General features: G+C 47.8%; 26 protein-coding genes. 14 read left to right on the forward strand and 12 right to left on the reverse strand.

The genetic code is table 11. From position 1 onward, the window contains the following. Positions 1 to 30: 30 nt before the first annotated feature. On the forward strand, positions 31 to 234 hold the full coding sequence (locus FD971_RS08240) for a cold-shock protein (RefSeq protein ID WP_011903586.1): 204 nt from the start codon (positions 31 to 33) through the stop codon (positions 232 to 234). A gap of 133 nt (positions 235 to 367) precedes the next feature. Next, positions 368 to 823: a DUF192 domain-containing protein gene (locus FD971_RS08245; protein WP_215333847.1), complete on the forward strand. Its 456-nt coding sequence runs from the start codon at positions 368 to 370 to the stop codon at positions 821 to 823. Here the strand turns inward: FD971_RS08245 and FD971_RS08250 are convergent. The 4 genes from FD971_RS08250 to argF form a co-directional block, all read right to left on the reverse strand. Further along, complete coding sequence (locus FD971_RS08250; RefSeq protein ID WP_215333848.1) at positions 802 to 1,569, reverse strand: alpha/beta hydrolase; 768 nt, start codon at positions 1,567 to 1,569, stop codon at positions 802 to 804. The two genes, FD971_RS08245 and FD971_RS08250, sit on opposite strands and share 22 nt — an antisense overlap. Positions 1,570 to 1,642: 73 nt before the next feature. After that, on the reverse strand, positions 1,643 to 1,948 hold the full coding sequence (locus FD971_RS08255) for a pyrimidine/purine nucleoside phosphorylase (protein ID WP_215308360.1): 306 nt from the start codon (positions 1,946 to 1,948) through the stop codon (positions 1,643 to 1,645). A gap of 45 nt (positions 1,949 to 1,993) precedes the next feature. Next, positions 1,994 to 3,223, reverse strand: coding sequence for an argininosuccinate synthase (locus FD971_RS08260; RefSeq protein ID WP_215333849.1), 1,230 nt, complete (start codon positions 3,221 to 3,223; stop codon positions 1,994 to 1,996). 58 nt (positions 3,224 to 3,281) lie between these two features. Next, the gene (argF, locus tag FD971_RS08265) at positions 3,282 to 4,229 is read right to left on the reverse strand and encodes an ornithine carbamoyltransferase (protein WP_215333850.1); all 948 of its coding nucleotides are present in this window, start codon (positions 4,227 to 4,229) and stop codon (positions 3,282 to 3,284) included. 154 nt (positions 4,230 to 4,383) lie between these two features. Between argF and FD971_RS08270 the strand changes: the two genes are divergently transcribed. Next, on the forward strand, positions 4,384 to 4,698 hold the full coding sequence (locus FD971_RS08270) for a DUF3579 domain-containing protein (RefSeq protein WP_215333851.1): 315 nt from the start codon (positions 4,384 to 4,386) through the stop codon (positions 4,696 to 4,698). A gap of 75 nt (positions 4,699 to 4,773) precedes the next feature. Here FD971_RS08270 and rpsT read toward each other — a convergent pair whose 3' ends face one another. Beyond that, the gene (gene rpsT, locus FD971_RS08275) at positions 4,774 to 5,040 is read right to left on the reverse strand and encodes a 30S ribosomal protein S20 (RefSeq protein WP_015421893.1); all 267 of its coding nucleotides are present in this window, start codon (positions 5,038 to 5,040) and stop codon (positions 4,774 to 4,776) included. Positions 5,041 to 5,193: 153 nt separating this feature from the next. Between rpsT and murJ the strand changes: the two genes are divergently transcribed. Both murJ and FD971_RS08285 read left to right on the forward strand, forming a co-directional pair. Next, entirely contained in the window at positions 5,194 to 6,747 is a 1,554-nt protein-coding gene (gene murJ / locus FD971_RS08280) for a murein biosynthesis integral membrane protein MurJ (RefSeq protein WP_215333852.1), read from the forward strand. Between the two features lie 5 nt (positions 6,748 to 6,752). Beyond that, positions 6,753 to 7,595: a SirB1 family protein gene (locus tag FD971_RS08285; RefSeq protein WP_215333853.1), complete on the forward strand. Its 843-nt coding sequence runs from the start codon at positions 6,753 to 6,755 to the stop codon at positions 7,593 to 7,595. Positions 7,596 to 7,644: 49 nt separating this feature from the next. Here the strand turns inward: FD971_RS08285 and FD971_RS08290 are convergent, their stop codons facing one another. Next, positions 7,645 to 8,289: a DedA family protein gene (locus FD971_RS08290; protein WP_215335311.1), complete on the reverse strand. Its 645-nt coding sequence runs from the start codon at positions 8,287 to 8,289 to the stop codon at positions 7,645 to 7,647. An 82-nt stretch (positions 8,290 to 8,371) separates the two neighbouring features. Here FD971_RS08290 and miaA point away from each other — a divergent pair, with 82 nt between their 5' ends. Continuing rightward, the gene (miaA, locus tag FD971_RS08295) at positions 8,372 to 9,376 is read left to right on the forward strand and encodes a tRNA (adenosine(37)-N6)-dimethylallyltransferase MiaA (protein ID WP_215333854.1); all 1,005 of its coding nucleotides are present in this window, start codon (positions 8,372 to 8,374) and stop codon (positions 9,374 to 9,376) included. Positions 9,377 to 9,390: 14 nt separating this feature from the next. Here the strand turns inward: miaA and purM are convergent, their stop codons facing one another. Next, positions 9,391 to 10,443 carry a phosphoribosylformylglycinamidine cyclo-ligase gene (purM, locus tag FD971_RS08300; protein ID WP_215333855.1) on the reverse strand — a complete coding sequence of 351 codons (1,053 nt, stop codon included), beginning with the start codon at positions 10,441 to 10,443 and terminating at the stop codon, positions 9,391 to 9,393. A gap of 73 nt (positions 10,444 to 10,516) precedes the next feature. Here purM and FD971_RS08305 point away from each other — a divergent pair, with 73 nt between their 5' ends. The 6 genes from FD971_RS08305 (at position 10,517) to panB (ending at position 15,804) form a co-directional block, all read left to right on the forward strand. Next, entirely contained in the window at positions 10,517 to 11,506 is a 990-nt protein-coding gene (locus tag FD971_RS08305) for an AI-2E family transporter (protein WP_215333856.1), read from the forward strand. A 12-nt stretch (positions 11,507 to 11,518) separates the two neighbouring features. Then, a complete protein-coding gene (gene hda / locus FD971_RS08310) occupies positions 11,519 to 12,277 on the forward strand; it encodes a DnaA regulatory inactivator Hda (RefSeq protein WP_215333857.1) in 759 nt (252 codons plus the stop codon). A gap of 19 nt (positions 12,278 to 12,296) precedes the next feature. Then, positions 12,297 to 12,977 carry an HAD family phosphatase gene (locus FD971_RS08315; protein ID WP_215333858.1) on the forward strand — a complete coding sequence of 227 codons (681 nt, stop codon included), beginning with the start codon at positions 12,297 to 12,299 and terminating at the stop codon, positions 12,975 to 12,977. Beyond that, positions 12,974 to 14,374, forward strand: coding sequence for a polynucleotide adenylyltransferase PcnB (gene pcnB, locus FD971_RS08320; protein ID WP_215333859.1), 1,401 nt, complete (start codon positions 12,974 to 12,976; stop codon positions 14,372 to 14,374). The genes FD971_RS08315 and pcnB overlap by 4 nt, the downstream gene beginning before the upstream one ends. 69 nt (positions 14,375 to 14,443) lie before the next feature. Beyond that, on the forward strand, positions 14,444 to 14,971 hold the full coding sequence (gene folK, locus FD971_RS08325; RefSeq protein ID WP_215333860.1) for a 2-amino-4-hydroxy-6-hydroxymethyldihydropteridine diphosphokinase: 528 nt from the start codon (positions 14,444 to 14,446) through the stop codon (positions 14,969 to 14,971). A gap of 17 nt (positions 14,972 to 14,988) precedes the next feature. Further along, positions 14,989 to 15,804 (forward strand): 3-methyl-2-oxobutanoate hydroxymethyltransferase, encoded by an 816-nt coding sequence (gene panB, locus FD971_RS08330; RefSeq protein WP_215333861.1) that lies wholly within the window; start codon positions 14,989 to 14,991, stop codon positions 15,802 to 15,804. Positions 15,805 to 15,818: 14 nt separating this feature from the next. Here panB and dnaJ read toward each other — a convergent pair whose 3' ends face one another. The 5 genes from dnaJ to hrcA all read right to left on the reverse strand — a co-directional run bounded on the left by dnaJ (position 15,819) and on the right by hrcA (position 21,960). Further along, positions 15,819 to 16,949 carry a molecular chaperone DnaJ gene (dnaJ, locus tag FD971_RS08335; RefSeq protein ID WP_215333862.1) on the reverse strand — a complete coding sequence of 377 codons (1,131 nt, stop codon included), beginning with the start codon at positions 16,947 to 16,949 and terminating at the stop codon, positions 15,819 to 15,821. A gap of 98 nt (positions 16,950 to 17,047) precedes the next feature. Next, the gene (gene dnaK / locus FD971_RS08340; RefSeq protein WP_215333863.1) at positions 17,048 to 18,982 is read right to left on the reverse strand and encodes a molecular chaperone DnaK; all 1,935 of its coding nucleotides are present in this window, start codon (positions 18,980 to 18,982) and stop codon (positions 17,048 to 17,050) included. 172 nt (positions 18,983 to 19,154) lie between these two features. After that, positions 19,155 to 19,715, reverse strand: a complete 561-nt coding sequence (gene grpE / locus FD971_RS08345) for a nucleotide exchange factor GrpE (RefSeq protein ID WP_215333864.1) — start codon at positions 19,713 to 19,715, stop codon at positions 19,155 to 19,157. An 83-nt stretch (positions 19,716 to 19,798) separates the two neighbouring features. After that, positions 19,799 to 20,893 carry a ferrochelatase gene (gene hemH / locus FD971_RS08350; RefSeq protein ID WP_215333865.1) on the reverse strand — a complete coding sequence of 365 codons (1,095 nt, stop codon included), beginning with the start codon at positions 20,891 to 20,893 and terminating at the stop codon, positions 19,799 to 19,801. Positions 20,894 to 20,937: 44 nt separating this feature from the next. Continuing rightward, positions 20,938 to 21,960, reverse strand: coding sequence for a heat-inducible transcriptional repressor HrcA (gene hrcA / locus FD971_RS08355; RefSeq protein WP_215333866.1), 1,023 nt, complete (start codon positions 21,958 to 21,960; stop codon positions 20,938 to 20,940). Between the two features lie 37 nt (positions 21,961 to 21,997). Between hrcA and FD971_RS08360 the strand changes: the two genes are divergently transcribed. Together FD971_RS08360 and recN are read left to right on the forward strand one after the other, a co-directional pair. After that, positions 21,998 to 22,903, forward strand: a complete 906-nt coding sequence (locus FD971_RS08360; RefSeq protein WP_215333867.1) for an NAD kinase — start codon at positions 21,998 to 22,000, stop codon at positions 22,901 to 22,903. Between the two features lie 26 nt (positions 22,904 to 22,929). Further along, positions 22,930 to 24,600: a DNA repair protein RecN gene (gene recN, locus FD971_RS08365; protein WP_215333868.1), complete on the forward strand. Its 1,671-nt coding sequence runs from the start codon at positions 22,930 to 22,932 to the stop codon at positions 24,598 to 24,600. Positions 24,601 to 24,605 lie beyond the last annotated feature (5 nt).

Raw genomic sequence — 24,605 nt, forward strand, 5'->3', positions numbered from 1 at the left:
GTTGTTTTAAGTTTATGTAATGGAGTTCGCATGGCGACCGGAATTGTTAAGTGGTTCAATGATGCAAAAGGTTTTGGCTTTATCAAACCTGATGATGGTGAAGAAGAGTTGTTTGCGCATTTCAGCGCAATCACAATGCCTGGGTTCAAAACCCTCAAGGAAAACCAAAAGGTAACGTTTGACATTACCCAAGGTCCTAAAGGCAAACAAGCTACTAATATCCAAGCAGCTTAATCTGCTTTAGATCATTATTAAAAACCCAGGACTTGTTCCTGGGTTTTTTTTCGTCTGGATTTTTTCTTGTCTTACCAGCGCTGCCTTAGAATTACCCCACTTATTCTTACTAAGATTTGCCACTCAGAACACCATGCGCTTACCCAACATCAAATCATTTATCTTTTCGCTGGCAACAATTGCCGGCATCTTTTCCAGCGCTACATTTGCACAGCAAAATGTTGGTCTACCGATAATTGAACTCAAGACTGGAATCTATCGCATTCAGGCGGAGTTGGCGGATACACCCAAGGCTCGTGAAGTTGGACTTATGAATCGGACCAACATGCCTACTAACTCTGGAATGCTGTTTATCTTTGAGCAGAAGGCAGGCCATTGCTTTTGGATGAACAACACCAAGATCCCTTTATCGATTGCCTTCATTGCTGACGACGGCAAGATTGTGAACATCGAAGAGATGCAAGCCGAGACCACTAACAACCACTGTCCTAAAGCGGCTGTACGTTATGCGCTAGAGATGAATAGGCAATGGTTCTCTGAAAGAGTTATCGTGCCCGGCATGAGCATTCAAGGTCTGCCTAAGAAATAAGGCGCTGAGTTCTTGAGGATAAATTGGGCTGCAGCCTGAATGAATTCAGGCTCTTTCTCATTAAAGCCGTGATAGGCCTTTGATCCACAGATATCACCCTCGCTAACACCACCCTCGATTGCCACAAATTGGCTCGCCGAATTGCTAGGCCTGCTTTTGATAATACTTTCTGACGTAGAAAATGGTGTTGATGCACAGCCGTCATCCACATGATGAATCGCTTGAACTGGCATCGATACGCCCGAGTCTATGGAGGCGGAGCGATAAGTCCCAGCAACAATTACCCCAGAAATAAGTGCTGCCTGATCTTCCCCGCCATTTACAAACTCAGTAACACTCACCGTCCCCATGCTATGCCCAAATATCCAAATGGGTAAGTTGAGTTTTTCTTTATAAAAGCGCACGACATTGAAGATTCTTTGTTGATGATCTCGAATAGATCGGGAGTGAGCCCGGCCATTGCCAAGGTCATAAGGCGTATCAACCAATACAGCATCAATTCCGTATTGAGCCCATAAATTTTTAGATCTCATGAAGGTATGAAAATTAGCGCTTGATCCATCTTCCTTCAGACGCAACATGCCGCCGCCACCGGGAAACAATAAAACTACCGCTTTTGCCTTTTGGGTCGGCACCAATAGCGTTCTTGTCGGGGCATCATCCTTGTAAGGAACGTCAAAAACCTGCGCACTCACTAAATTAGAGAATGCAATCCCCGCAAACATGATTATTTGAATTAGCTTCATACTCTCTTTTTTACACCGATCCAAATGAAAAAACCACCCGCAGGTGGTTGTTCAGCTTTTAAGCATTCGGCCTTTATTCGAAGTGGCAAACGTAATGCACTGGGGATTCAGCGCGGATGATGAAATAACCCCCCTTTTCCACTTCCCAGCTTTGGCCCGCCTTAAATTCGACTTCTGGAGCGCCATTGATACTAACGAAGGCATTTCCATCCACCACTTCCATGACTTCTTTAGTGCTGAGGTCAAAACGCAAAGTGCTTGGCAACACTACGCCAACTGACTTACGAACGCCGTTTGGCAAAGTCACGGTATGGGATACGCACTTACCATCGAAGAATACATTGGCTTTTTTGCCTACAGAAACTTGATCAAATTGCATCTTTATTCTTTCTAATCTGAATTACTAGCTTATTGTTTATCTAAATTATTTAGCACGCTTGCGTCTTGCAGTTTCAGCAATCCGCATACGTAATGCGTTGAGCTTAATAAATCCACCTGCATCAGCTTGGTTATAAGCACCACCATCATCATCAAACGTAGCGATAGTCTGATCAAACAACGTGTTCGCCGAATCACGTGAGATCACAGAGACAGATCCTTTATAAAGCTTGAGACGTACAACACCATTAACCATCTGTTGGGTGTGATCAATCAAGGTTTGCAGTGCGAGGCGCTCTGGCGCCCACCATAAACCGTTATAGATCAAGCTAGCGTAACGTGGCATCAAGTCATCCTTGAGGTGAGCTACTTCACGGTCCAAAGTAATACTCTCAATACCGCGATGTGCTTTTAGCAAGATAGTGCCGCCAGGAGTTTCATAGCAACCGCGGCTTTTCATACCAACAAAGCGGTTCTCAACTAAGTCGAGGCGACCAATGCCGTGCATGCCGCCGATACGATTAAGCTCAGCCAACAGATCGTGCGGCTTATATGCTTTGCCATTAATTGCTACTGGATCACCAGCGCGGAATTCAATTTCAATAATTTCTGGGGCATCTGGAGCCTTCTCGGGAGACACGGTCCAGCGCCACATGGATTCTTCTGCTTCAGCATTGGGGTTCTCGAGATGACGACCTTCATAACTGATGTGCAACAGGTTGGCATCCATGGAATAAGGTGAGCCGCCTTGCTTATGCTTCATCTCCACTGGAATGCCATGCTTTTCTGCATAGGCCATCAATTTTTCACGTGAGAGCAAATCCCATTCACGCCATGGAGCAATCACTTTGATTCCTGGCTCGAGTGCGTAGTAGCCCAATTCAAAACGGACCTGGTCATTACCCTTACCAGTAGCGCCATGTGATACAGAGTCTGCGCCAGTCTGACGAGCAATTTCAATTTGACGCTTAGCAATCAATGGGCGCGCGATAGAGGTGCCCAATAGATACTCGCCTTCGTAAATCGTATTAGCTCGGAACATAGGGAATACAAAGTCACGCACAAATTCTTCACGCAAGTCATCGATAAAAATATTTTCTGGCTTGATGCCAAATTGCAGCGCCTTAGCGCGTGCTGGCTCCAGCTCTTCACCTTGACCTAAATCAGCAGTGAAAGTCACGATCTCGCATTGGTAAGTATCTTGAAGCCATTTCAAGATCACGCTAGTGTCAAGACCACCGGAATACGCTAAAACTACTTTTTTAATATCAGACATGATTTCTATTCAATCAAAAAATTAATTAACAAGCCAATGAAACAAATTACTTCAACGATTAATCTAAACGACCACAGAGCAAATACTCCATCAAAGCCTTTTGCACATGCAGACGATTTTCAGCCTCTTCCCAAACAATACTTTGAGGGCCATCAATCACTTCGGCCGCAACCTCTTCACCACGATGCGCTGGCAAGCAATGCATGAACAAAGCATCTGGCTTGGCTAAAGCCATCAACTCTTCATCCACCATCCAGTCCTTGAATGCAGCCATACGCGAAGTGTTCTCATCTTCGTAGCCCATACTGGTCCACACATCTGTCGTGACTAGGTCAGCGCCCTTGCAAGCATCATTTGGATCGGCGCAAACGGTCAAATGCTTTAACGCTTTTTCGGTCAACCTAGAGTCATCTAGCTGATAACCGCCAGGCGCAGAAAAGCGAATTTGAAAATCTAAACATTCGGCCGCCTGAATCCAGGTATAGGCCATATTGTTGGCATCACCAACCCAAGCAACGGTTTTGCCTTGGATGGGGCCGCGCGCCTCTACAAAAGTAAAGATATCAGCCAACACTTGGCAGGGATGGTATTCATTGGTTAAGCCATTAATCACAGGCACACGAGAATTGGCAGCAAAGCGCTCAATAATCTCTTGGCCAAAAGTGCGGATCATGATGATGTCAGTCATTCTGGAAATCACCTGCGCAGCGTCCTCTACAGGCTCGCCACGACCCAACTGGGTATCGCGGGTGTTCAGGTACACAGCGTGACCACCAAGCTGGTGTATGCCAGCCTCAAACGAAAGGCGCGTCCGGGTGGAATGCTTCTCAAAGATCATCGCTAAAGTGCGATCGTGCAAAGGATGCCAAGTCTCATAACTTTTGAACTTGGTCTTAAGCCAAGCAGAGCGCTTAAGAAGATAGTCGTACTCTTCACGCGTCAGGTCAGCAAACTGCAAGTAATGCTTAACCTGGCCAGGCACTTGAGGCTTTGCCAATGATGTCATTGTTGAGCTTTCTACTAGAGTTTTAGCTTGCATTTTTTGTTTGAAGCACCGAACTGCACGAAAATAGTTCCTAAAGTCATCTTAAGGCCTTCGCAGACTGTTAAGCTAGAGGGCTGAAGCAACACCGATTCCTTACAACGATTTCTACGCCAACTTGAACCACAAAAAGCTTTTCATTCAAGGCATTACAACTTCTGGCAAACCTTTTCGTCCCAGCGACTGGGCCGAACGTCTTTGCGGAGTGATGGCTACTTTTCGCCCTCCAGGCGATGCTGGAGACCCCCGCTTCACTTACTCGCCCTATGTCAGACCAGTGGTTATTGCAAAAGTGAAATGCGTTGTTATTGATACCAGACTAAGAGACCTTGATCCGAGAGCGCTCGACTTTGTCATGAACTTTGCCAAAGACAACGGCCTACCAATCGAAGAGGCCTGTGAATTCGAACCGAATTCACAATCCCAGTCCTAAAAACAAAAACCCGCTCTGATAAGGAGCGGGCTTAGACCCAGATTTCTCTAGAGTCTGCCTAAAACTATAAAAGTCTTACGCTGCCATTGCCTTGATAGCTGCAGACAAACGTGACTTTTGACGTGATGCAGTATTTTTGTGAGCAATCTTTTTATCAGCAATCTTGTCGATTGTTGATTGAGTTGCTGCGAACACTTTAGCTGCAGCAGCCTTGTCGCCAGTTTCAATTGCTTTACGAACTGCCTTGATGGAAGTGCGAAGCTTTGAACGCAAACTGGAGTTGTGCTCATTCTGTTTTACTGCCTGCCGTGCGCGTTTACGCGCTTGTGCGGTATTGGCCATCTTTAAACCTTGCTATATAAAAATTACAAAATACGATTAACTGAAAATCTGCGTGGGTTCGCCAAATTTGTAAGCTGACTCACCAAAACCCAAGATTTTACATTAAAGGACTAAAAAAGCCCAGTCGCTTGATAAATAGGGGAAAATTGACCCATGAATCTGCTTTCCGCTGCCGCCAAGGTCAGCTCCCTCACGATGCTCTCCAGGATCACCGGACTTCTCCGGGAGACCCTGATTGCCCGTAGTTTTGGGGCTTCGGAGTGGACAGATGCCTTCAATGTAGCCTTTAGACTGCCTAATTTGCTACGCCGCCTCTTTGCCGAGGGAGCCTTTTCTCAGGCATTTGTACCCATTTTGGGGGAAATTTCAAGCCAAGGGGATGTAAAACAGTCCCAAATCCTCGTAAATGCTGTTGCTACGCTCTTATTTTGGGCTTTGCTACTGACGGTATGCCTTGGAGTGATTGGCGCCCCGGCGCTGATTCTAGTGATTGCCACGGGCTTTGAGGGCGGACCAGCATATGAGGCAAGCGTGGTGATGACTCGCATCATGTTTCCCTATATTGGCCTCATTTCAATGGTTTCCCTGTCAGCCGGGATCCTCAACACCTTTGGCCGTTTTGCCATTCCAGCATTTACTCCGGTTTTACTGAATTTAGCCCTCATTGGCAGCGCTATCTTTTTAGCGCCCCACCTGGAACAACCAATTTACGCCCTTAGCATCGGCGTACTCTTGGGCGGTTTTTTACAGCTTGCGATTCAGGTACCGGCACTATCTCGCCTCGGCTTATTACCTAAAGTGGGTCTCTTGCCCGGCGCCATCAAAGCAGCCATTCAAAATCCGGACGCAAGGCGCGTCATGAAATTAATGGGCCCTGCAGTGTTCGCGGTTTCTGTTGCTCAGATTTCCCTCATCATCAATACCAATATTGCTTCTCGCCTACAGGCAGGTAGCGTCTCTTGGCTCTCTTATGCAGATCGTCTGATGGAATTTCCGACGGCTCTCTTAGGTGTGGCACTCGGAACGGTTTTGCTGCCAAGCCTGAGCAAGGCAAATGCAAAAAATGATTTAGTGCATGCTGGTGAACTTCTCATTTGGGGACTGCAACTCACCTTTTTGCTAGCTGCCCCTTGTGCAATTGCGCTCTTTGTATTTGGGGAGCCCCTCGCTGCAGTTTTGTACCACTACGGCAAATTCAATGCCTTGGACGTATTAATGACGCAGCGGGCACTTGCGGCTTATGGCGTTGGGCTCATTGGCCTCATCTTGGTGAAGATCTTGGCCCCCGGCTTTTACTCGCGCCAAGATATCCGTACGCCAGTCAAAATCGGCTTGCTAGTCTTGGTGGCCACCCAATTAGCTAATTTAGTTTTTGTTCCCTGGTTCGGCCATGCTGGCCTTGCACTCTCCGTTGGTACTGGCGCCTGCCTAAATGCCGCACTATTGTGGGTCGGACTGCAGCGACGTGGCGCTCTACCTAGCGCCGCATGGTTAAAGTACTTAGGGCAGCTCTTGCTTGCCTTAATTCCTTTTACGCTCCTGCTCTATTACGCCGCCACAGCACATGATTGGATTGGATTGCAAACTAGCCCCTGGGTTCGTATTGGGCTGGTGGCTGCTTGGCTAGCCGCAGCTGCGGTAGTGTATTTTGCCGCCCTAGGCCTCGTTGGCATCCGCTGGCAAAAATTTCTGCGTCATGCAAAATAGCTCTTATGCCAACACAACAACTCGACTATTTCACATCCCTCGTTGCTGAAGACGAGCACCTCCCTTTAACTGAGGCGACGATAGCCGTTGCACAGCATGCCTATCCTGATCTCGATGTTCAAGGAGTCCTCGATCAGATTGATCAGTGGGGCAACAAGCTCAAGCAACGGATTACTCCTGATACGCCACCGATTCAGCGTCTGCAGTTGCTCAAGCATTTCTTTTATAACGAGTTAGGTTTTGGCCCTAACCCGAATGATTTTTACGCCCCTGAAAATTCATATCTCCATCAGATCATTGAGAATCGTCGCGGCATTCCGATTTCTCTAGCCATCTTGATGATGGAGCTGGGTCAGCAAATTGGTTTAAATATTCGCGGCGTATCTTTCCCAAACCACTTCATGATGCGCATCTCCTTGCAACAAGGCGAAATCATCATGGACCCATTGAACGGCGAGTCCCTCTCAAAAAATCAATTGCAAGAAATGCTTGATCCCTACCTCGATGCTAAGGGCTATCGCGGTGAACTGAGTCTGCCACTTAATATCTTCTTGCGCGCTTCAAGCTCCCGAGAAATTATTTCCCGCTTTATGAGGAATCTGAAAATGATTTACTCAGAAGATGAGCGTTGGGAGCGCCTGCTTGGCATTCAAGAGCGTCTCGTGATTTTGTTGCCCGATTCAAGCGAAGAGGTGCGTGATCGTGGCTTAATCTTTGCGCAATTGGAGTACGTTCGACCTGCAATAGCGGATCTTCATCACTACCTCAGCGAAATGCCTGGTGCGGATGATGCTGCAGATATTCGTGAGCATATTGCTACGCTCGAAGGTCAAACTAAGCTGCACTAATCAGTGTTAAGCAACCCATCTCAGCAATCTTATTTTTAGCTCTAAGAACTTATTTCTTTTTGCGCTGAAATAATTTGTAGAGTGCGGCCAATACGATTGGAATAGCTGCGGCACCAATGCCGACCAATACGATTACATTGAGGTTTTGACGAATGATCGGAATATTGCCAAAGAAGTAACCGGCAACGACCAAACCAAATACCCACAAGAGAGCGCCAGTGATGTTAAAAAACTGGAAGCGAGAGAAATTCATGGCAGAGACACCAGCAACGAATGGTGCAAAAGTACGAATGATCGGTAAAAAGCGCGCCACGATAATTGTTTTACCGCCATGCTTCTCATAAAAAGCATGTGTCTTACGCAAAGCAGCCTGATCAATCCAGCGTGACTCACTACTAAAAATTCTTTCGCCAATCCAACGTCCAATAAAGTAGTTCACGGTATTGCCCGCAATCGCAGCAATTAACAAACCAATGCAGAGTGTCCATAAATTGAAATGCTCAGTAGCGCAGTAGGCCCCAGCAATAAATAACAAGGAGTCACCCGGCAAAAATGGGGCCACGACTAATCCGGTCTCCGCAAAAACGATTGCAAAAAGTAAACCATAAGCCCAATAGCCGTATTGCTGAATCACCACGTCCAAATGACGATCAATGTGTAATAGCAAATCGCCTAACTGCAATAAGGTGTCGATCAAATCGTGCTCCAGGTATTCGTTGCAAGGATATTAACAGGCCAGCAATACAGATTGCGACATTTCATTCTTATAATGAGGGATGCGTACTGAACCCCACATTCAGCCCAAGCATGCTCCTAATCAAGCGCCAATACTCTGTATTGTTGGTCCTACAGGCGCAGGCAAAACCCATCTCGCAATGGCATTAGCGGAACATGCGAAATCCATTGGTCAAACCCTTGAATTAATCAGCATGGACTCCGCCTTGGTATATCGCGGACTAGATATTGGGAGCGCTAAGCCGACCAAAGCAGAACAAGCCGCAGTTCAGCATCACCTGATCGATATCCTAGAGCCAACTGAATCCTACTCTGCGGCACGCTTCGCAAACGATGCCAAGCGACTGTGTCAGGAAATTCGAGAGCGTGGAAATATTCCTATTGTGGTGGGGGGCACGATGCTCTACTGGCGCGCGTGGGCATATGGCCTTTCCTCACTTCCGCCAGCAGACCCAGTAATCCGTGCCCGCCTTGATGAGCAAGGTAAAGCGATTGGCTGGCCTGCGATGCATGCTGAATTAGCCAAGGTAGATCTCATTACTGCTGCACGTTTACAGCCCAATGACTCTCAACGCGTGCAACGTGCTTTAGAGGTTTATGAAATTACTGGCAAACCCATGTCGGAACTACTGGCTGATGCCCCAAGCGAAGATGGTAGAGAAGGCTCCTCTATTCCAGAATGGATTGACCTGATCTCACTAGAACCAAGCGATCGCTCACGCTTGCACCAGAACTTAGAAAAGCGCTTTGATGAAATGCTTGCCGGGGGATTGCTAGAGGAAGTTGAGCTACTCAAAAAGAATCCAGATCTTCATGGCGATCTGCCTGCCATTCGCTCTGTTGGCTATCGACAAGTCTGGGAATACTTATCCGATCAAGTAGATCAAACTGAAATGCGCTACAAAGCCCTGGCAGCAACTCGGCAGCTTGGTAAACGACAGTTAACGTGGTTGCGAGCAATCGCCGGAAGAAAAACATTTGACCCGTTCAACCCAACCGAGCTGAACGCGGCCCTAGAGTACTGCAAGCAAAGTCTGAGTCAATAGACTTGTATCGAGTTTTAAATCACGATAGTTTGTGGGGCACCAGCTGGACGCTCTACAACCTCACCAACAGTCCAAGCATGCAAGCCTTCAGCCTTGAGTGACTTGATTGCCGCATCTGCCTGATCAGCAGACACAATCACCACCATGCCAATACCGCAGTTAAATACGCGCACCATTTCTGCATCAGCCACTCCGCCCTTCATCTGCAACCAACGGAAAAGCTCTGGCATTTGCCAACTGTCACGATGTAATACGGCCTGGGTATTTTCTGGGAGTACGCGCGGCACGTTGTCCACTAAACCACCGCCAGTAATGTGAGCCATGCCCTTCACATTGATCTCGCCAATTAATTTCAGCAATTGCTTTACGTATATTTGTGTAGGCGCCATCACGACATCACCCAAAGGACGGCCACCCAAATCATCAGTCGGTTTTGCACCAGCACGCTCAATAATTTTGCGAACCAATGAATAACCATTGGAATGCGCACCACTCGAGGCGATTGCAACAACGATATCACCCGGAGTAATTGTTGCACCAGTAATAATTTTGGATTTTTCAACGGCACCAACAGCAAAGCCAGCTAAGTCGTACTCACCTGGAGGGTACATTCCCGGCATCTCTGCAGTTTCACCGCCGATCAATGCACACCCAGATAACTCACATCCTTTGGCAATCCCGCCAACCACGGTGGCAGCAGTGTCTACAGTGAGCTTGCCGCAAGCAAAGTAATCCAAGAAAAAGAGGGGTTCAGCACCCTGCACCAAAATATCGTTCACACTCATCGCTACCAAATCCTGGCCGATCGTATCGTGACGGTTCCACTCAAAAGCCAATCTGAGTTTTGTACCAACGCCGTCAGTCCCAGATACCAGCACTGGCTCTTTATAACGTTTTGGCACCTCAAATAGAGCTCCAAAGCCGCCAATTCCGGCCAATACGCCTTCGCGCATGGTTTTCTTAGCCAAAGGCTTTATGCGATCGACCAGGTCATCCCCAGCGTCGATATCGACACCAGCATCACGGTAGGAAAGGCCTTTTGAGGAAGAATTGGTAGATGAGTTCATGGCAGAGATAGAAGATTAGTAAAAAACACTACTTGGTCGGTAGAATCATTGAATTCTAGAGGATTCGAGCACGATGGCTGAAATTTTTACCCCTTTTTTAACTGCATTTATTCTGGCTTATGCCTTACGCCCAGTTTGTTTGTGGCTTGAGGGTCATAAGCTACCCCGCGCAGCCGCAGCTGCAATTGCCATGATTTTTGGTCTGGGAGTGGTTTTTTTGATTTTGAGTCTGTTTGTAACCCTGCTCAAAACCGAAATTCCCCTCATTAGGACCCAATTTCCAGAATGGATCCAAAACACCCAAGCTTGGCTTGGACCTAAGCTGAGCGAATTAAATATCAATGTGGATTGGGGTGCCCTGAAATCCAGTGCGACCCAAAAAATTACGACTCACCTCAATGACAATTCCGATGCGCTCATGACATCCACTTTAGAGACTGTGTTGATGTCTGGTAGCTCAGTTATTACAGGGTTCGTTAATGCAGTTCTGATTCTATTTGTGATGTTTTATCTGTTGATCGACTGGGATCATTTTTTTAAGCTGGTTAAAAAAATCGTACCGCTTCGTGCACAAGATACAGTTCATCACTTGATCATGCATGCTGATGGCTTGTTATCTCAATATCTTCGAGGCATGTTGATCGTTATCTCCATTATGTCTGTTTTCTACAGCGTTGGATTAAGTCTTATTGGAATCAAAGGCGCTGTGGCATTTGGTGTATTCACAGCGCTCATGATTGTGATTCCTTATATCGGCATTACCTTAGGCTTCAGCTTGGCCATCCTTGCAGCCCTTTTGCAATATGGTCCTGGCGGCGCAATCATCGGCGTCCTAGTGCTGTATGGACTGGGGCAGTTTATTGAAGGCTTCTTCCTAACGCCACGCCTCGTGGGCGAGCGTATTGGTCTTCACCCAGTTGCCGTGCTCTTTGCCTTACTGCTGTTTGGAAAATTATTTGGCTTCTTTGGCGTGCTACTGGCATTACCAACGAGTGCTGTTGGCTTGGTCCTTCTCCAATACGGCTGGTCGCGTTATACCCAAAGCTCTTGGTACCAAAAGTAAATTTCTGTAGTAATGAATAGCTCTCCACTACCAAAACAGTTTGCGCTCGACATCGGTCATACGCCTAAACCCAGCTTAAATAATTTTTTGGCCGGAGAAAATTTAGCGCTGCACTCTGCTTTGTCAGCTTTGGTTAAATCTTGGGAAGAAAACATCCCAAGACCACCAACTGAAAATCCCTTAAATCAACGCTGGATCTATTGGTGGGGGCCAGAGGGCTCTGGTCGCACCCATTTGCTCAGTGCAATTGGTAATGCTGCTCAGCAATTGGGTCTCGAATACTTTCCACTCACGCCCAATGAACCGATTTCCTGGATTCGCCTAGAAGAGCGTCTATCCGCCTTTTGCGTGAGCGATAAGCCCTCGATAATTACTGTAGATGACGTGGATCGACTGGATGAGCGCTTGGTCGCCTCTTTATTTCGCATTCTGAATGCCATTCAAGGTAGCAAAGCGGTTCATATCTTTATGGTTGGCAATGCCGCCCCTGGCGCATTAAGGCTTAGAGAGGACTTGCGTACTCGATTGGGCTGGGGTTTGATGTTTCAAACTCACCTTTTAGGCGATGATGAGAAAATAGAGGCATTACAGCAAGCGGCGCAAGCGCGCGGCTTGGTTTTATCGCCAGAGGTATTGCCATGGTTGTTAAATCGCTTTTATCGCGATATGCCCAATCTCATGGCCTTGATTGATGCTTTGGATGCTTATTCACTAGAAACAAAACGTGCTGTCACATTGCCTCTTGTTAGAGAGCTATTGCAGCCTAAATAAATTAATTCATATTCAATTCGTGACCCAATTAGCCCTTTTCGATTTAGATCACACCCTTCTTCCCTGCGATAGCGATTACGAATGGGGCCAGTTTTTGGCGCGCATTGGTGTAGTAGATAGCAAGTACTATGCGCAGCAAAATGAACGTTTCTATCAGGACTATAAAGATGGAAAACTCAATATTCAGGAGTTTTTGCGCTTTGCTTTAAAGCCGCTCTCGGAGCATTCTCGTGCGCAACTTAAAGAGTGGCATGACGCATTTATGGAAGAAGTCATTACCAGCCAACTGCGTCAACAAGCACTTGATTTAGTAAAGCGCCACCAAGATGCTGGTGATCTTTGCTGCGTTGTCACCGCAACCAATAGTTTTGTCACTCGGCCAATCGTAGAAAGCTTTGGAATTCAACATCTTGTAGCTACTGAGCCTGCCACCGCGGGAGATAACCCCCTGGCTAATTTCACTGGCGAAGTTAAAGGGATTCCGAGTTTTCGGGAAGGCAAGATACAACGCGTACACGATTGGCTTGCCACGCAAAATCTCGTATTGGATCAATTACCGCAAAGTTATTTTTACTCAGACTCTATGAACGATTTACCTCTCCTGGAAAAAGTCAGCAACCCTGTTGCTACCAATCCAGATGCTCGCCTACGTGATGAAGCTCTCAAGCGTCACTGGCCCATACTTGAACTGTTTGCATGATTACCAAATTTATTAAACGCATTTTGCGTCGCGACCCGATGGTCCGACATACCGCAGCCCATACCTCGGGCGCTCCAAAACGAATCCCTAAAAAATCGCATCGCATCGATCCGCATTTGCTATCTAAAAATGCTGTGAAGGTAACCCAAACATTGCAACAGGCTGGCTACGATGCATTTATCGTCGGTGGGGCAGTCCGAGATTTAGCTTTAGGAATTGGCCCAAAAGATTTTGATGTGGCAACCAATGCAACACCCGAGCAAGTACAAAAATTATTCCGTAAAGCGCGTTTGATTGGGCGTCGCTTTCAGATTGTGCACGTGACTTTCTTTGGCAAAGGCCAACCTGAAATCATTGAGGTCTCAACCTTCAGAGCTCTACTAGAAAACGCCGGTGAGCATGTCGCCGAAAATGGCCGCATCTTGCGCGATAACGTCTGGGGAAGCCAGCATGAAGATGCCGCTCGCAGAGATTTCAGCATCAATGCGATGTACTACGACCCTGCTACTGAAACCGTACTCGACTACCACGGTGGTATGGCCGATATGCAGAAGAAAACTTTACGTATGATTGGTGATCCTTCTAAGCGCTATCGCGAAGACCCGATTCGGATGTTGCGGGCTGTTCGTTTTGCTGCGAAGACAGGCTTTACTCTAGATGCAGCTACAAGCGCGCCCATCGCTAAGCTAGGCAAGCTAATTCATGATGTTCCCTCTGCACGCCTCTTTGATGAAATCCTCAAACTACTCATGTCAGGTTATTCATGGGCCGCGATTCAAGGTCTGAAAGATGCAGGACTGCATCATGGCCTGCTACCTTTGCTGGATCACATCTTGGATCAGAGTGCAGAATCGAAAGAGGCGAATGATTTTGTACGAATAGCTCTTGCTAATACCGACCAACGCATTCAATCAGGCAAAAGTGTCTCAGCTGGCTTCTTGTTTGCGACCTTGCTCTGGCCAGACCTGCTCAGCAACTGGAAAAAGAATATCGCCAAAGGACTTTCCAATATTCCTGCATTGCATGATGCAATGGATGAGACTATCGCCAGCCAAAGTAGCGGCATGGTGATCCAGCGTCGCTTCGAGAGTGATATGCGAGAAATCTGGTCTATGCAGCCCCGTTTTGAAAAGCGTGTTGGACGCTACCCTTATCGCTTGATTGAATCCCCACGCTTCAGGGCGGGTTATGACTTTATGTTGCTACGTTGCGCTACCGGCGAGAAAAGCCCATCCCTAGGCCAATGGTGGACTGACTTTATTACTGCCGATCCAACAGGCCAGGAAGCCCTGATGGCCAGCGTCAAAAATGAGACTGGGAATAGCGCCTCCCCAGCAAAGCGACGTCGTCGTAGAAAACCCAAATCAGCTGTGCCCGCCGAAGGTGCAGCAGACTAAGCAGACTTGAGAAAAATTCAGTAAAGTAGGCCGATAGTTTCATGTAGTTTTCTCTTGTTTGGAATAAGTATGGCTCGAGCTTTTATTGGATTTGGCGGCAATATCGGTGACACGCGTCAGCTTATTACTGACGCGATTGTGTGCCTTGCGCAACGCTGCGAACTCCAAATCCTGGCCAAAAGCTGCTTCTATCAAAGCGCCCCCTTCCAAGCTACTGGTGGCGACTACATCAATGCAGTGATTGAAATTGAAACGCAATTAAGCCCTTATGGTTTACTGCACGTCTGCCAAGCCGTTGAACAAGAATTTGGCCGTGAGCGCCCTTACGCTAATGCACCCCGCACGATTGATCTAGATATTCTGGCATTTGAGGGCGTATCCCAAACAGATACCGAGCTCACGATTCCTCACCCCAGAATCATTGAGCGCTCTTTTGTCCTCCTACCTTTACTGGAAATTGCTCCAGATTTCTTCTTGCCCAACTGGGGCGAGCTCAAGGCATATTTACCCAATGTAGCCGATCAGCGCATCGAAAAACTCCCTTGCCGCAACTGTAATTGCGGTGAAAAAGACGTTTATAGCCAAGTCGCGCATTAATTCATTAAACTCACGCCATGGGTTACTTACAGGGCGAAAAGCCAACTACGATTTCTAAACTCCTCGCCATGCGTGCTGAGGGTGAAAAAATTACCATGCTGACGGCATACGATTCAACGATGTCAGCCTTGTTAAATCGTTGTGGGGTGGAAACCATCCTGATTGGAGACTCCCTAGGCAATGTGATTCAAGGTCACTCAAGCACAACCCCAGTAACCGTCGAGCAAGTGGCGTATCACACTGAATGTGTAGCCCGCGCCAATACCCATGCATTTGTGATTGCCGACCTTCCCTTCGCAAGCTATGGTGATCCAGTACAAGCCTTAGAGTCAGCTGCAGAACTCATGCGTGCTGGCGCTGATATGGTCAAGCTTGAAGGTGGCGACTGGCAAATCGACATCATCCAGTATTTAGTAGAGCGCAGCGTTCCCGTTTGTGCACACCTGGGCTTATTACCCCAGTCTGTTCATATTCTAGGCGGCTACAAGGTGCAAGGTAAGTCGAAAGATGCCGCAAGCCTCATGCTTGAGCAGGCGCTTGCTTGTGAGCAAGCCGGTGCGCAAATGATTGTGCTCGAAGCAATTCCTTCTTCATTGGGTAAGCTGATTACTGAATCGCTTTCCATTCCTACGATTGGAATTGGCGCAGGATCAGATTGCGCTGGGCAAGTTTTGGTTCTGCAAGATATGCTGGGCATCAGCCCCGGAAAGCCACCGAAGTTTGTCAAAAACTTTATGGATGGACATGCCTCGATTGAGGCGGCAGTCAAAGCCTATGTTCGAGAAGTGAAATCCGGAAAGTTTCCCGGACCCGAACACGGCTTTGCTGGATAAGCTTGAACTACTAGTTAGCTAAAAAAACTCTTCACGCCGTCAAACCAACCCTTTTGATGTGGGTTATGTTTGTCACCACCAGACTTCAAGCTGTCATCGAACTTTTGCAGTAATTTCTTCTGCTCATCAGTCAGCTTCACTGGGGTCTCCACGGCAACGTGAACGAAGAGATCACCCGCCATCGTAGAGCGCAGTCCTTTAATGCCCTTGTTACGTAGACGGAATGTTTTACCAGTCTGCGTACCCTCAGGAATCGGAAACTCCACGCGTCCTGAAAGCGTTGGCACTTCAATATCGCCACCAATCGTTGCAGTTGCAAACGAGATTGGCATTTGGACATGCAAATCACTGCCATCGCGCTCAAAGACCTTGTGTGGCTTTACTCGCACTTCTACATAGAGATCGCCGGATGGTCCACCATTGACGCCTGGCTCGCCGTTACCAACGGAGCGCACGCGCATACCATCATCAATGCCCGCAGGGATTTTGATTTCGAGTGTTTTTTGTTCTTTATGTTTACCACTGCCATGACAAGTCTTGCATGGCTTAGGAATGTACTCGCCTGTACCGCGGCACTTAGGGCAAGTTTGTTGCATTGAGAAGAAACCTTGCTGAACACGAACTTGGCCATGACCATCGCAAGTAGTACATCTCTCGGGTTTGCTACCAGGTTCAGCACCAGTACCGTTACAAGGCTTGCAGTTACTCCAGCTTGGCACGCGAATTTGGGTGGTGTATCCCTCGGCAGCCTGCTCAAGAGTGATCTCCATGTTGTAACGTAAATCAGCGCCTTTATAAACCTGGGGTCCTGATTGACGTCCGCCACCTTGGCCAAAGATATCGCCGAAGATATCGCCGAAGGCATCCGCAAAACCTCCACCGCCAAAGCCGCCACCGCCAAAGCCACTGGATTGATCAACACCCGCATGGCCATATTGATCATAAGCAGCGCGCTTGTTTGGATCCGTGAGGGTTTCGTACGCCTCCTTAACTTCTTTGAATTGCGCTTCCGCTGTTTTGCTATCGGGGTTGCGATCAGGGTGATGCTTCATCGCCATTTTCCGATAAGCCTTTTTTAGCTCCTCATCGCTGGCACCTTTCGCAACACCAAGCACTTCGTAATAATCGCGTTTACTTTTAGGCACAAAATTCCTCTCAACAACCTGAATGACACAAGTCGGCACGAGGCCGACTTGTTATTTAAGTACTTCCAAACTACGTTAAATGGCTCTCAATTAGGGGATTACTTCTTGTCATCCACTTCTTTGAAATCTGCATCCACTACGTCAGCATCCGGAGCAGCAGCTTGCGCGCCACCAGGAGCTGCGCCGGGAGCAGCGCCACCAGCTTTAGCTTGTTCAGCGGCCATAGCCTTTTCGCCCAACTTCTGACTTGCTTTACCCAAAGCTTCAGTCTTCGCTTCAATAGCAGCTTTATCGCTACCCTTGATGGCTTCATCCAATTCTTTCAAGGCAGCTTCAATTGCCTCTTTCTCAGAAGCCTCTAAAGCAGAGCCATGCTCTTCCAAAGCCTTCTTGGTTGAGTGAGCCAAAGCATCAGCAGTGTTGCGTGCTGTTACTAATTCCAATGCTTTTTTATCTTCATCGGCATTAGCTTCAGCATCTTTCACCATGCGTTGAATTTCTTCTTCAGTCAAACCAGAGTTCGCCTTGATGGTGATCTTGTTTTCTTTGCCTGTCGTTTTGTCTTTTGCAGCTACGTGCAAAATACCGTTGGCATCGATATCAAAAGTCACTTCAATTTGTGGCATACCGCGTTGCGCTGGAGCAATACCTTCCAAATTAAACTCACCGAGCAATTTGTTGGCAGCAGCCATCTCACGCTCACCCTGGAAACACTTAATCGTTACCGCAGGCTGGTTGTCTTCCGCTGTGGAGTAAACCTGTGAATGCTTAGTAGGAATAGTCGTGTTCTTAGGAATCATCTTGGTCATTACGCCACCCAAGGTTTCGATTCCCAATGACAATGGTGTTACGTCCAAGAGTAATACGTCTTTACGATCGCCAGACAATACGGAGCCCTGAATGGCAGCACCAACGGCAACCGCTTCGTCTGGGTTCACATCTTTACGTGGCTCTTTACCGAAAATCTCCTTAACTTTGTCCTGAACTGCAGGCATACGGGTTTGACCGCCAACCAAAATAACGTCATCGATATCAGCTACATTGACGCCAGCGTCTTTAATTGCAGTTAAGCAAGGACCAGCTGTACGGTTGATCAACTCCTCTACCAAAGACTCCAACTTAGCGCGAGTGAGCTTCAAATTCAAATGCTTAGGGCCGCCCGCATCAGCAGTCACGTATGGCAGGTTGATTTCAGTTTGCTGTGCAGATGACAATTCGATCTTGGCTTTCTCAGCAGCGTCTTTCAAACGTTGCAATGCCAATACGTCTTTGCTCAAATCGACGCCCTGCTCTTTCTTGAACTCAGCAATGATCCAATCAATGATGCGTTGGTCAAAGTCCTCACCACCCAAGAAAGTATCGCCGTTAGTGGAAAGCACTTCGAACTGCTTCTCACCATCCACGTTAGCAATTTCAATGATGGACACGTCAAATGTACCGCCGCCCAAGTCATACACAGCGATCTTGCGATCCACTTTGTCTTGCTTGTCTAAGCCGAATGCCAATGCAGCTGCGGTTGGCTCGTTGATGATGCGCTTCACATCTAAACCCGCGATACGGCCCGCATCTTTAGTTGCCTGACGTTGGCTATCGTTAAAGTAAGCGGGGACAGTAATCACTGCCTCAGTCACTTCTTCGCCGAGGTAGTCTTCGGCCGTCTTTTTCATTTTTCGCAGAATTTCTGCTGACACCTGTTGTGGTGCCATTTTTTTGTCACGCGCTTCAACCCAAGCATCACCATTGTCCGCTTGAACAATCTTGTAAGGCATCAGACCGATGTCTTTCTGCACTTCAGCATCAGTAAATTTGCGACCCATCAAGCGCTTTACTGCATAGATCGTATTTTTAGGATTAGTAACGGATTGGCGTTTTGCAGGTGCGCCAACCAATACTTCGCCGTCTTCAACGTAAGCAATGATCGAGGGAGTTGTACGACCGCCTTCGGCGTTCTCAACAACTTTTGGTGCATTGTTTTCAACAACAGAAACGCACGAGTTCGTGGTTCCTAAGTCAATTCCGATAATCTTTCCCATAATGGCTCCAAAAATTAAGTTATGTGTAATTTCGTAAAACTGTGAATAAATCGATATTTCATAAATGGGGTCAAAAAGAGAGAATTCAAGGCCTAAAAATGCAAAAAGGCAGATTTCTGCCCTTTTACCCCGCTTTGTGCTGAAAAACCCCTAATTTAGGGGTTTAAATGACTTATTTGGGTGCGCTCACGGTTACCAAAGCTGGGCGCAGAATGCGATCGGCAATAGAGTAACCCCTCTGCAGCACTGAAACCACCGTATTGGCTTCTTGATCCGAAGGCACCGAAGCAATAGCCTGATGATGGTGCGGGTCGAACTTATCACCTACCGCAGGATTAATCTCGCTCATGCGGCCTTTTTCAAAGGCTGAGAGCAACTGCTTTAGGGTGATCTCCAAACCTTCTTTAAAAGCTTTAGCATCAACGGCCTCTGCGTTCAAGGCCGCGTACAAGCTGTCTGTTACTGGCACGAGATGCTCAGCAAAACTCTCAATCGCAAACTTATGCGCCTTAGAGACATCTTCTACCGCGCGGCGACGAATATTCTCGCCTTCAGCTTTTGCGCGCAGGTAGTTATCTTGCATCTCCGTTAGCTTTTGATTTAACTCGGCAATTTCTTGTTCTGGAGTCTTTACTTCAGCTTCTGTAGGAGCTGTGTCTGCACTTACCTGAGCCTGAGGATCGGCGGCTGTGTTTTCCTGCTCAGTAGATGGGTTTTGATTTTCTTGGGTCATAGGTACAAATTCACTTTTCTATCAGAATGGCTGCTTCTCATCAATATGGGGCCAATTAAAGCAATTTCAAGTGTCACTGAGTTTTAAGCAATTTTCGCTTTAGCCAACTCAGCCAGTCGATCTCGCTCCTGCAACACTGCATCGGACTCTACCCCTAAGCTCCAGCCTGACAAATGCTGTTGGGCAATGTCATACATCGCATCAATCCATTTTGGGTTGCTATTCAGGCAAGGGATGTAACGGTAATCCTTACCGCCATGCTCCAAGAAGATTTCACGGGCTTCCATAGCAATCTCTTCCAATGTCTCCAAGCAGTCTGCCGGAAAGCCGGGGCAAAAAATATCTACTCGCTTGCAACCTTCTTTGCCTAGCTTTTCAATCATTGGTGCCGTGTAAGGCTTAAGCCATTCTGCTTTACCAAAGCGAGATTGGAAGGTGACTAAATATTGCCCAGACTCCAAGCCCAATGACTCACCAAGTAAGCGACCGGTTTTTAAGCACTCGCAATGATAGGGGTCACCCTTCATTAAGTTACGCTTAGGCAAGCCATGGAAAGACAGAACGAGACGATCTCCAGCAGCAAAATCTGGGCGGCCATCCTTATCCCATGCACTCAGTACTTGATCCCGTAGTGCGGTAATGTAAGCAGGGTTATCGTGATAGTGCTTTACCAAGCGCAACTCAGGTTGATTACGCCAAGTTCCGAGCACTCGAAACACTTCATCAAAACTGGAAGCAGTCGTTGTCGCTGAATACTGCGGATATAGTGGCAACAACAAAAGACGCTCCATCCCTTGTGCCTGCAGGGCTTCCAGGGCTTGTTGGGTTGATGGTTGACCATAGCGCATGGCCAAATCTACCAGCACTACCTCACCGTGATTAGCGAATTTCTCACCCAACTCTTTTGCTTGCAGACGCGAGTAATGCATTAATGGAGAGCCTAGTTTTGGCAACCAAATGGAAGCGTATTTCTTTGCAGAGGCACCACTACGAATTGGCAAAATAATGCCGTTCAAAATGCACCACCAAATAATGCGGGGAATTTCAACGACACGTGGATCAGATAAAAATTCTTTGAGATAAGCTCTCACTGCTTTAGCAGTTGGCGCAGAAGGAGTGCCCAAGTTCAGCAATAAGACAGCTGTCTTGGAGGGGCGTAAGTGGGGATTTTGATTCAAGGAGGATCCGTCTTAATTAAAGAGAGCTAAAAATAAAATTACTATCAAGTTCCCATTGAGGAACTCAATGCGCCTGATAACAACTTAGAAGTAATGTCGACAATCGGAATCACCCGATCGTATGCCATACGAGTAGGGCCAATAACGCCAAGCGTTCCGACGATCTGCCCATCTACGCTATAAGGTGCGCTGATGACTGCGAGATCTTCATAAGGCAGCAAATCACTTTCGCCACCAATAAAGATCTGAATACCATCAGCATGACTTGATACATCCAGCAACTGCATAAGCACCGACTTCTGCTCCAGCATGTCAAACATCTTACGCAGCTTATCTAAATTAGTACTGAGATCACCAACATTGAGTAGGCGTCGCTCACCCGATAGCAGCATGTCTCCTTGGCCCATACCGTAATCGCTAACGCCACTGTGTAGGGCCAAGGCCATCAAGCCAGAAATATCACTACGCAAGTTATCGAGATCAGAGGCTAGATGCGCCCGCACTTCAGCAAAGCTCTTACCAGCGAACTGCATATTGATGTAATTGCCAGCCTCCACCAGCTGACTTGGGGTGTAGTCCTGCGTTGTCGGGAGGATGCGATTCTGGACATCACCCTCTGGGGTCACCATGATGAGCAAGATCTTGCCCTCGCCAAGTCGTAAGAACTCGATATGCTTAAACACCTGAGCCCGCTTAGGCGTCATCACCACCCCAGCAAAATGGGTCAAATTAGACAGAATTTGCGCAGCAGAGTTCAGCACTCTTTGCGGGGAATCTGGCAAAAGTCCTTTTTCCATCTCCCGAGTAGCGATTTCTTCTAAGGGGCGAACGGTCACCATCGTATCTACAAAGAGTCGATAACCTCTTGGGGTTGGTATACGCCCAGCTGATGTGTGGGGGCTGGTAACCAGGCCCATGTCTTCTAAATCCGCCATAACATTGCGGATCGTAGCCGCAGAAAGATCCAATCCCGAGAATCGAGACAGGGTGCGTGAGCCAATAGGCTGCCCCTCTTCGATATAGCGCTCGATGAGGGTTTTCAGTAAGGCGCGGGAACGATCATCCATAGTGGAAGGGATTTTATGCGTATGGTTTAATCGTTATATGTTAAGCCCATCCCCAAATTCCAGCAAAAAGGCATTTAGCCGGGTTGCGCTCGTCGGCAAATATCAAGCCGATGGCATACAAGAGCGCCTCAAGGACCTGGCAACCCTATTAAGCCAGCAAGATTGTGAAGTCTTTGTCGAGAGCGCTACTGCAGGCCATCTTGGGCTGACCACCTACCCTATTAAAAAAGTCGAAGAATTTACAGGCGCCATTGATTTAGCAGTCGTTTTGGGTGGTGATGGCACGATGCTCGGTATTGGACGCCAATTAGCCGGTAGCGATGTGCCTCTGGTGGGCATCAATATGGGTCGCTTGGGTTATATGACCGACATCCCCATTCAGAATGTTCAAACTGTCCTGCCGCAAATTATTGCTGGTGAATACGAAGCTGACACCAGAACTCTGCTTGATGCAGTTGTCATGCGCAACGGCAAAGAGATTAATCAGGCTCTTGCCTTAAATGATGTTGTGGTCAATCGCTCTGGAATTTCTGGAATGGTAGAGCTCGCAGTGCGTGTCAACGGCTCATTTATGTACAACCAGCGTTCAGATGGCTTGATTGTCTCGACCCCTACCGGTTCTACGGCCTACGCTCTCTCTGCCGGCGGCCCCATTCTGCATCCGCGCGTAGCTGGAATTTTATTGGCACCCATTGCGCCACACTCTTTATCTAATCGCCCCATCGTATTGCCACAAGATATCGTGGTGAGCATTGAGGTGGTTGATGGCAGGGAAGTCATTGTGAACTTTGATATGCAGTCACAAACCAACTTGCAATCAGGTGACACTATTGAGGTCAGTCAATCTAAAAAAACAATCACCCTACTTCATCCTCGCAGTCATAGTGACTACAAAACCTTGCGAGAAAAGTTACATTGGAATGAGTACCCATCGACATTCTGATGTCGAATTTTTTGGTACGCTAGAGCATGCTTCAAACCCTATCGCTTCGCGACTTTGTCATTGTTGACCAGTTAGAGCTAGATCTTTCCTCAGGCTTTACAGTCCTCACCGGTGAAACGGGTGCCGGCAAATCCATCCTCCTAGATGCGCTCAGCTTGGTATTGGGTGAACGAGCCGACAGCAGCCAGATTCGTGAAGGCAGCAACCGCGCCGAGATCAGCGCGCTCTTTCGGATTGATCCACAGCAAATTGACCACTTCAATCACTGGCTTGATGAACAAGGCTTTCCACTTGAAGATGAAGGGCAAAGCCTGTTCCTCAAAAGAACTGTGGAAGCAAATGGTCGCAGCCGCGCTTTCATTAACGGCAGCGTAGCAACCTTGGCACAACTGCGTGAAGCAGGCGATCAGTTGGTGGATATTCATGGGCAACACGCGCACCAACTGCTACTGAAAGGCGGGGCGCAACGCGAATTGCTCGATCGTCATGCGAATCACATGGATCTCGTTACTGAGGTCGCTCAATTATTTAAAACTCTCAATGAGTCACGTCGCAAACTAGAGCAAGCAGAAAATGCTGGGCAAGATATTGAACGTGAACGTGAGCGCCTGGAATGGCAACTAGAAGAACTCAGCGAACTCTCTCCGCAAGAAGGCGAATGGGCAACCATTCAAAGTGAGCACGCTCGTCTAGCCAATGGTGCAAAAATTATCAGCGGTTGCCAAGAGGCAATTGATGTACTGAGCGATGCCGAGAACTCGGTAGAGTCAACCCTCTCTAAAGCTAGCGCCAATATGAGTGCATTGGCAGAGCATGACTCCGCACTGAGCGACATTAGCCAAGCCTTAGAGTCAGCGCAAATTCAGATTGATGAGGCAGTACACAGTCTTAATCGCTATTTGCAAAAACTCGATTTAGATCCTGCACGTCTTAGTGAAGTCGAGGAGCGCATGCAAGCCCTCCATGGCGCAGCTAGAAAATATCGCACTGAAGCAGATGACTTGCCAAAGCTACTGCTCGATACCACTGAACGCTTAGAGGCATTAACTGCCTCTCAAAATATAGAGGCCTTACGCGAGAAGGTGCAACAAGAAGAGTTAGCCTATCTTAAGCAAGCAAAGCAACTCACGCAAAAGCGTAATGAAGCTGCGCTCGATTTAGGAAAGCAAGTTACCGCCGCAATGCAAGACCTATCCATGGCAGGCGGGCAATTAGAAATCGCATTACTACCCCTTGCTGAAGGTGGCGCTCATGGTCTCGAGCAAATTGAATTTCTGGTGGCCGGTCATGCTGGTAGCACCCCACGCTCATTGGCAAAGGTGGCATCGGGCGGCGAATTGGCTCGTATCAGCCTAGCCATTAGTGTGATCACCAGCAAAGCATCGTTCACACCTACACTTATATTTGATGAAGTTGATGCGGGGATTGGGGGAGCTGTTGCAGAAACAGTGGGCAAGTTATTACGACAACTGGGCGAGTCCCATCAAATTCTTTGCGTGACCCATCTACCCCAAGTAGCCGCGCAAGGTAATCACCATCTGAAAGTCAGCAAATCTCAGGCGGGTGATAAAACTCTGTCCCAAGTCGCACCGCTTGGGAGGTCTGAGCGTGTAGAAGAGGTTGCTCGCATGCTGGGTGGTGCAACCATTACCGACACTACGCGTCGACATGCTCGAGAACTACTAGAGCAACACTAATTTTT

Origin of the sequence: Polynucleobacter sp. AP-Ainpum-60-G11, from assembly GCF_018688375.1 — a bacterium.
GTDB lineage: Bacteria > Pseudomonadota > Gammaproteobacteria > Burkholderiales > Burkholderiaceae > Polynucleobacter.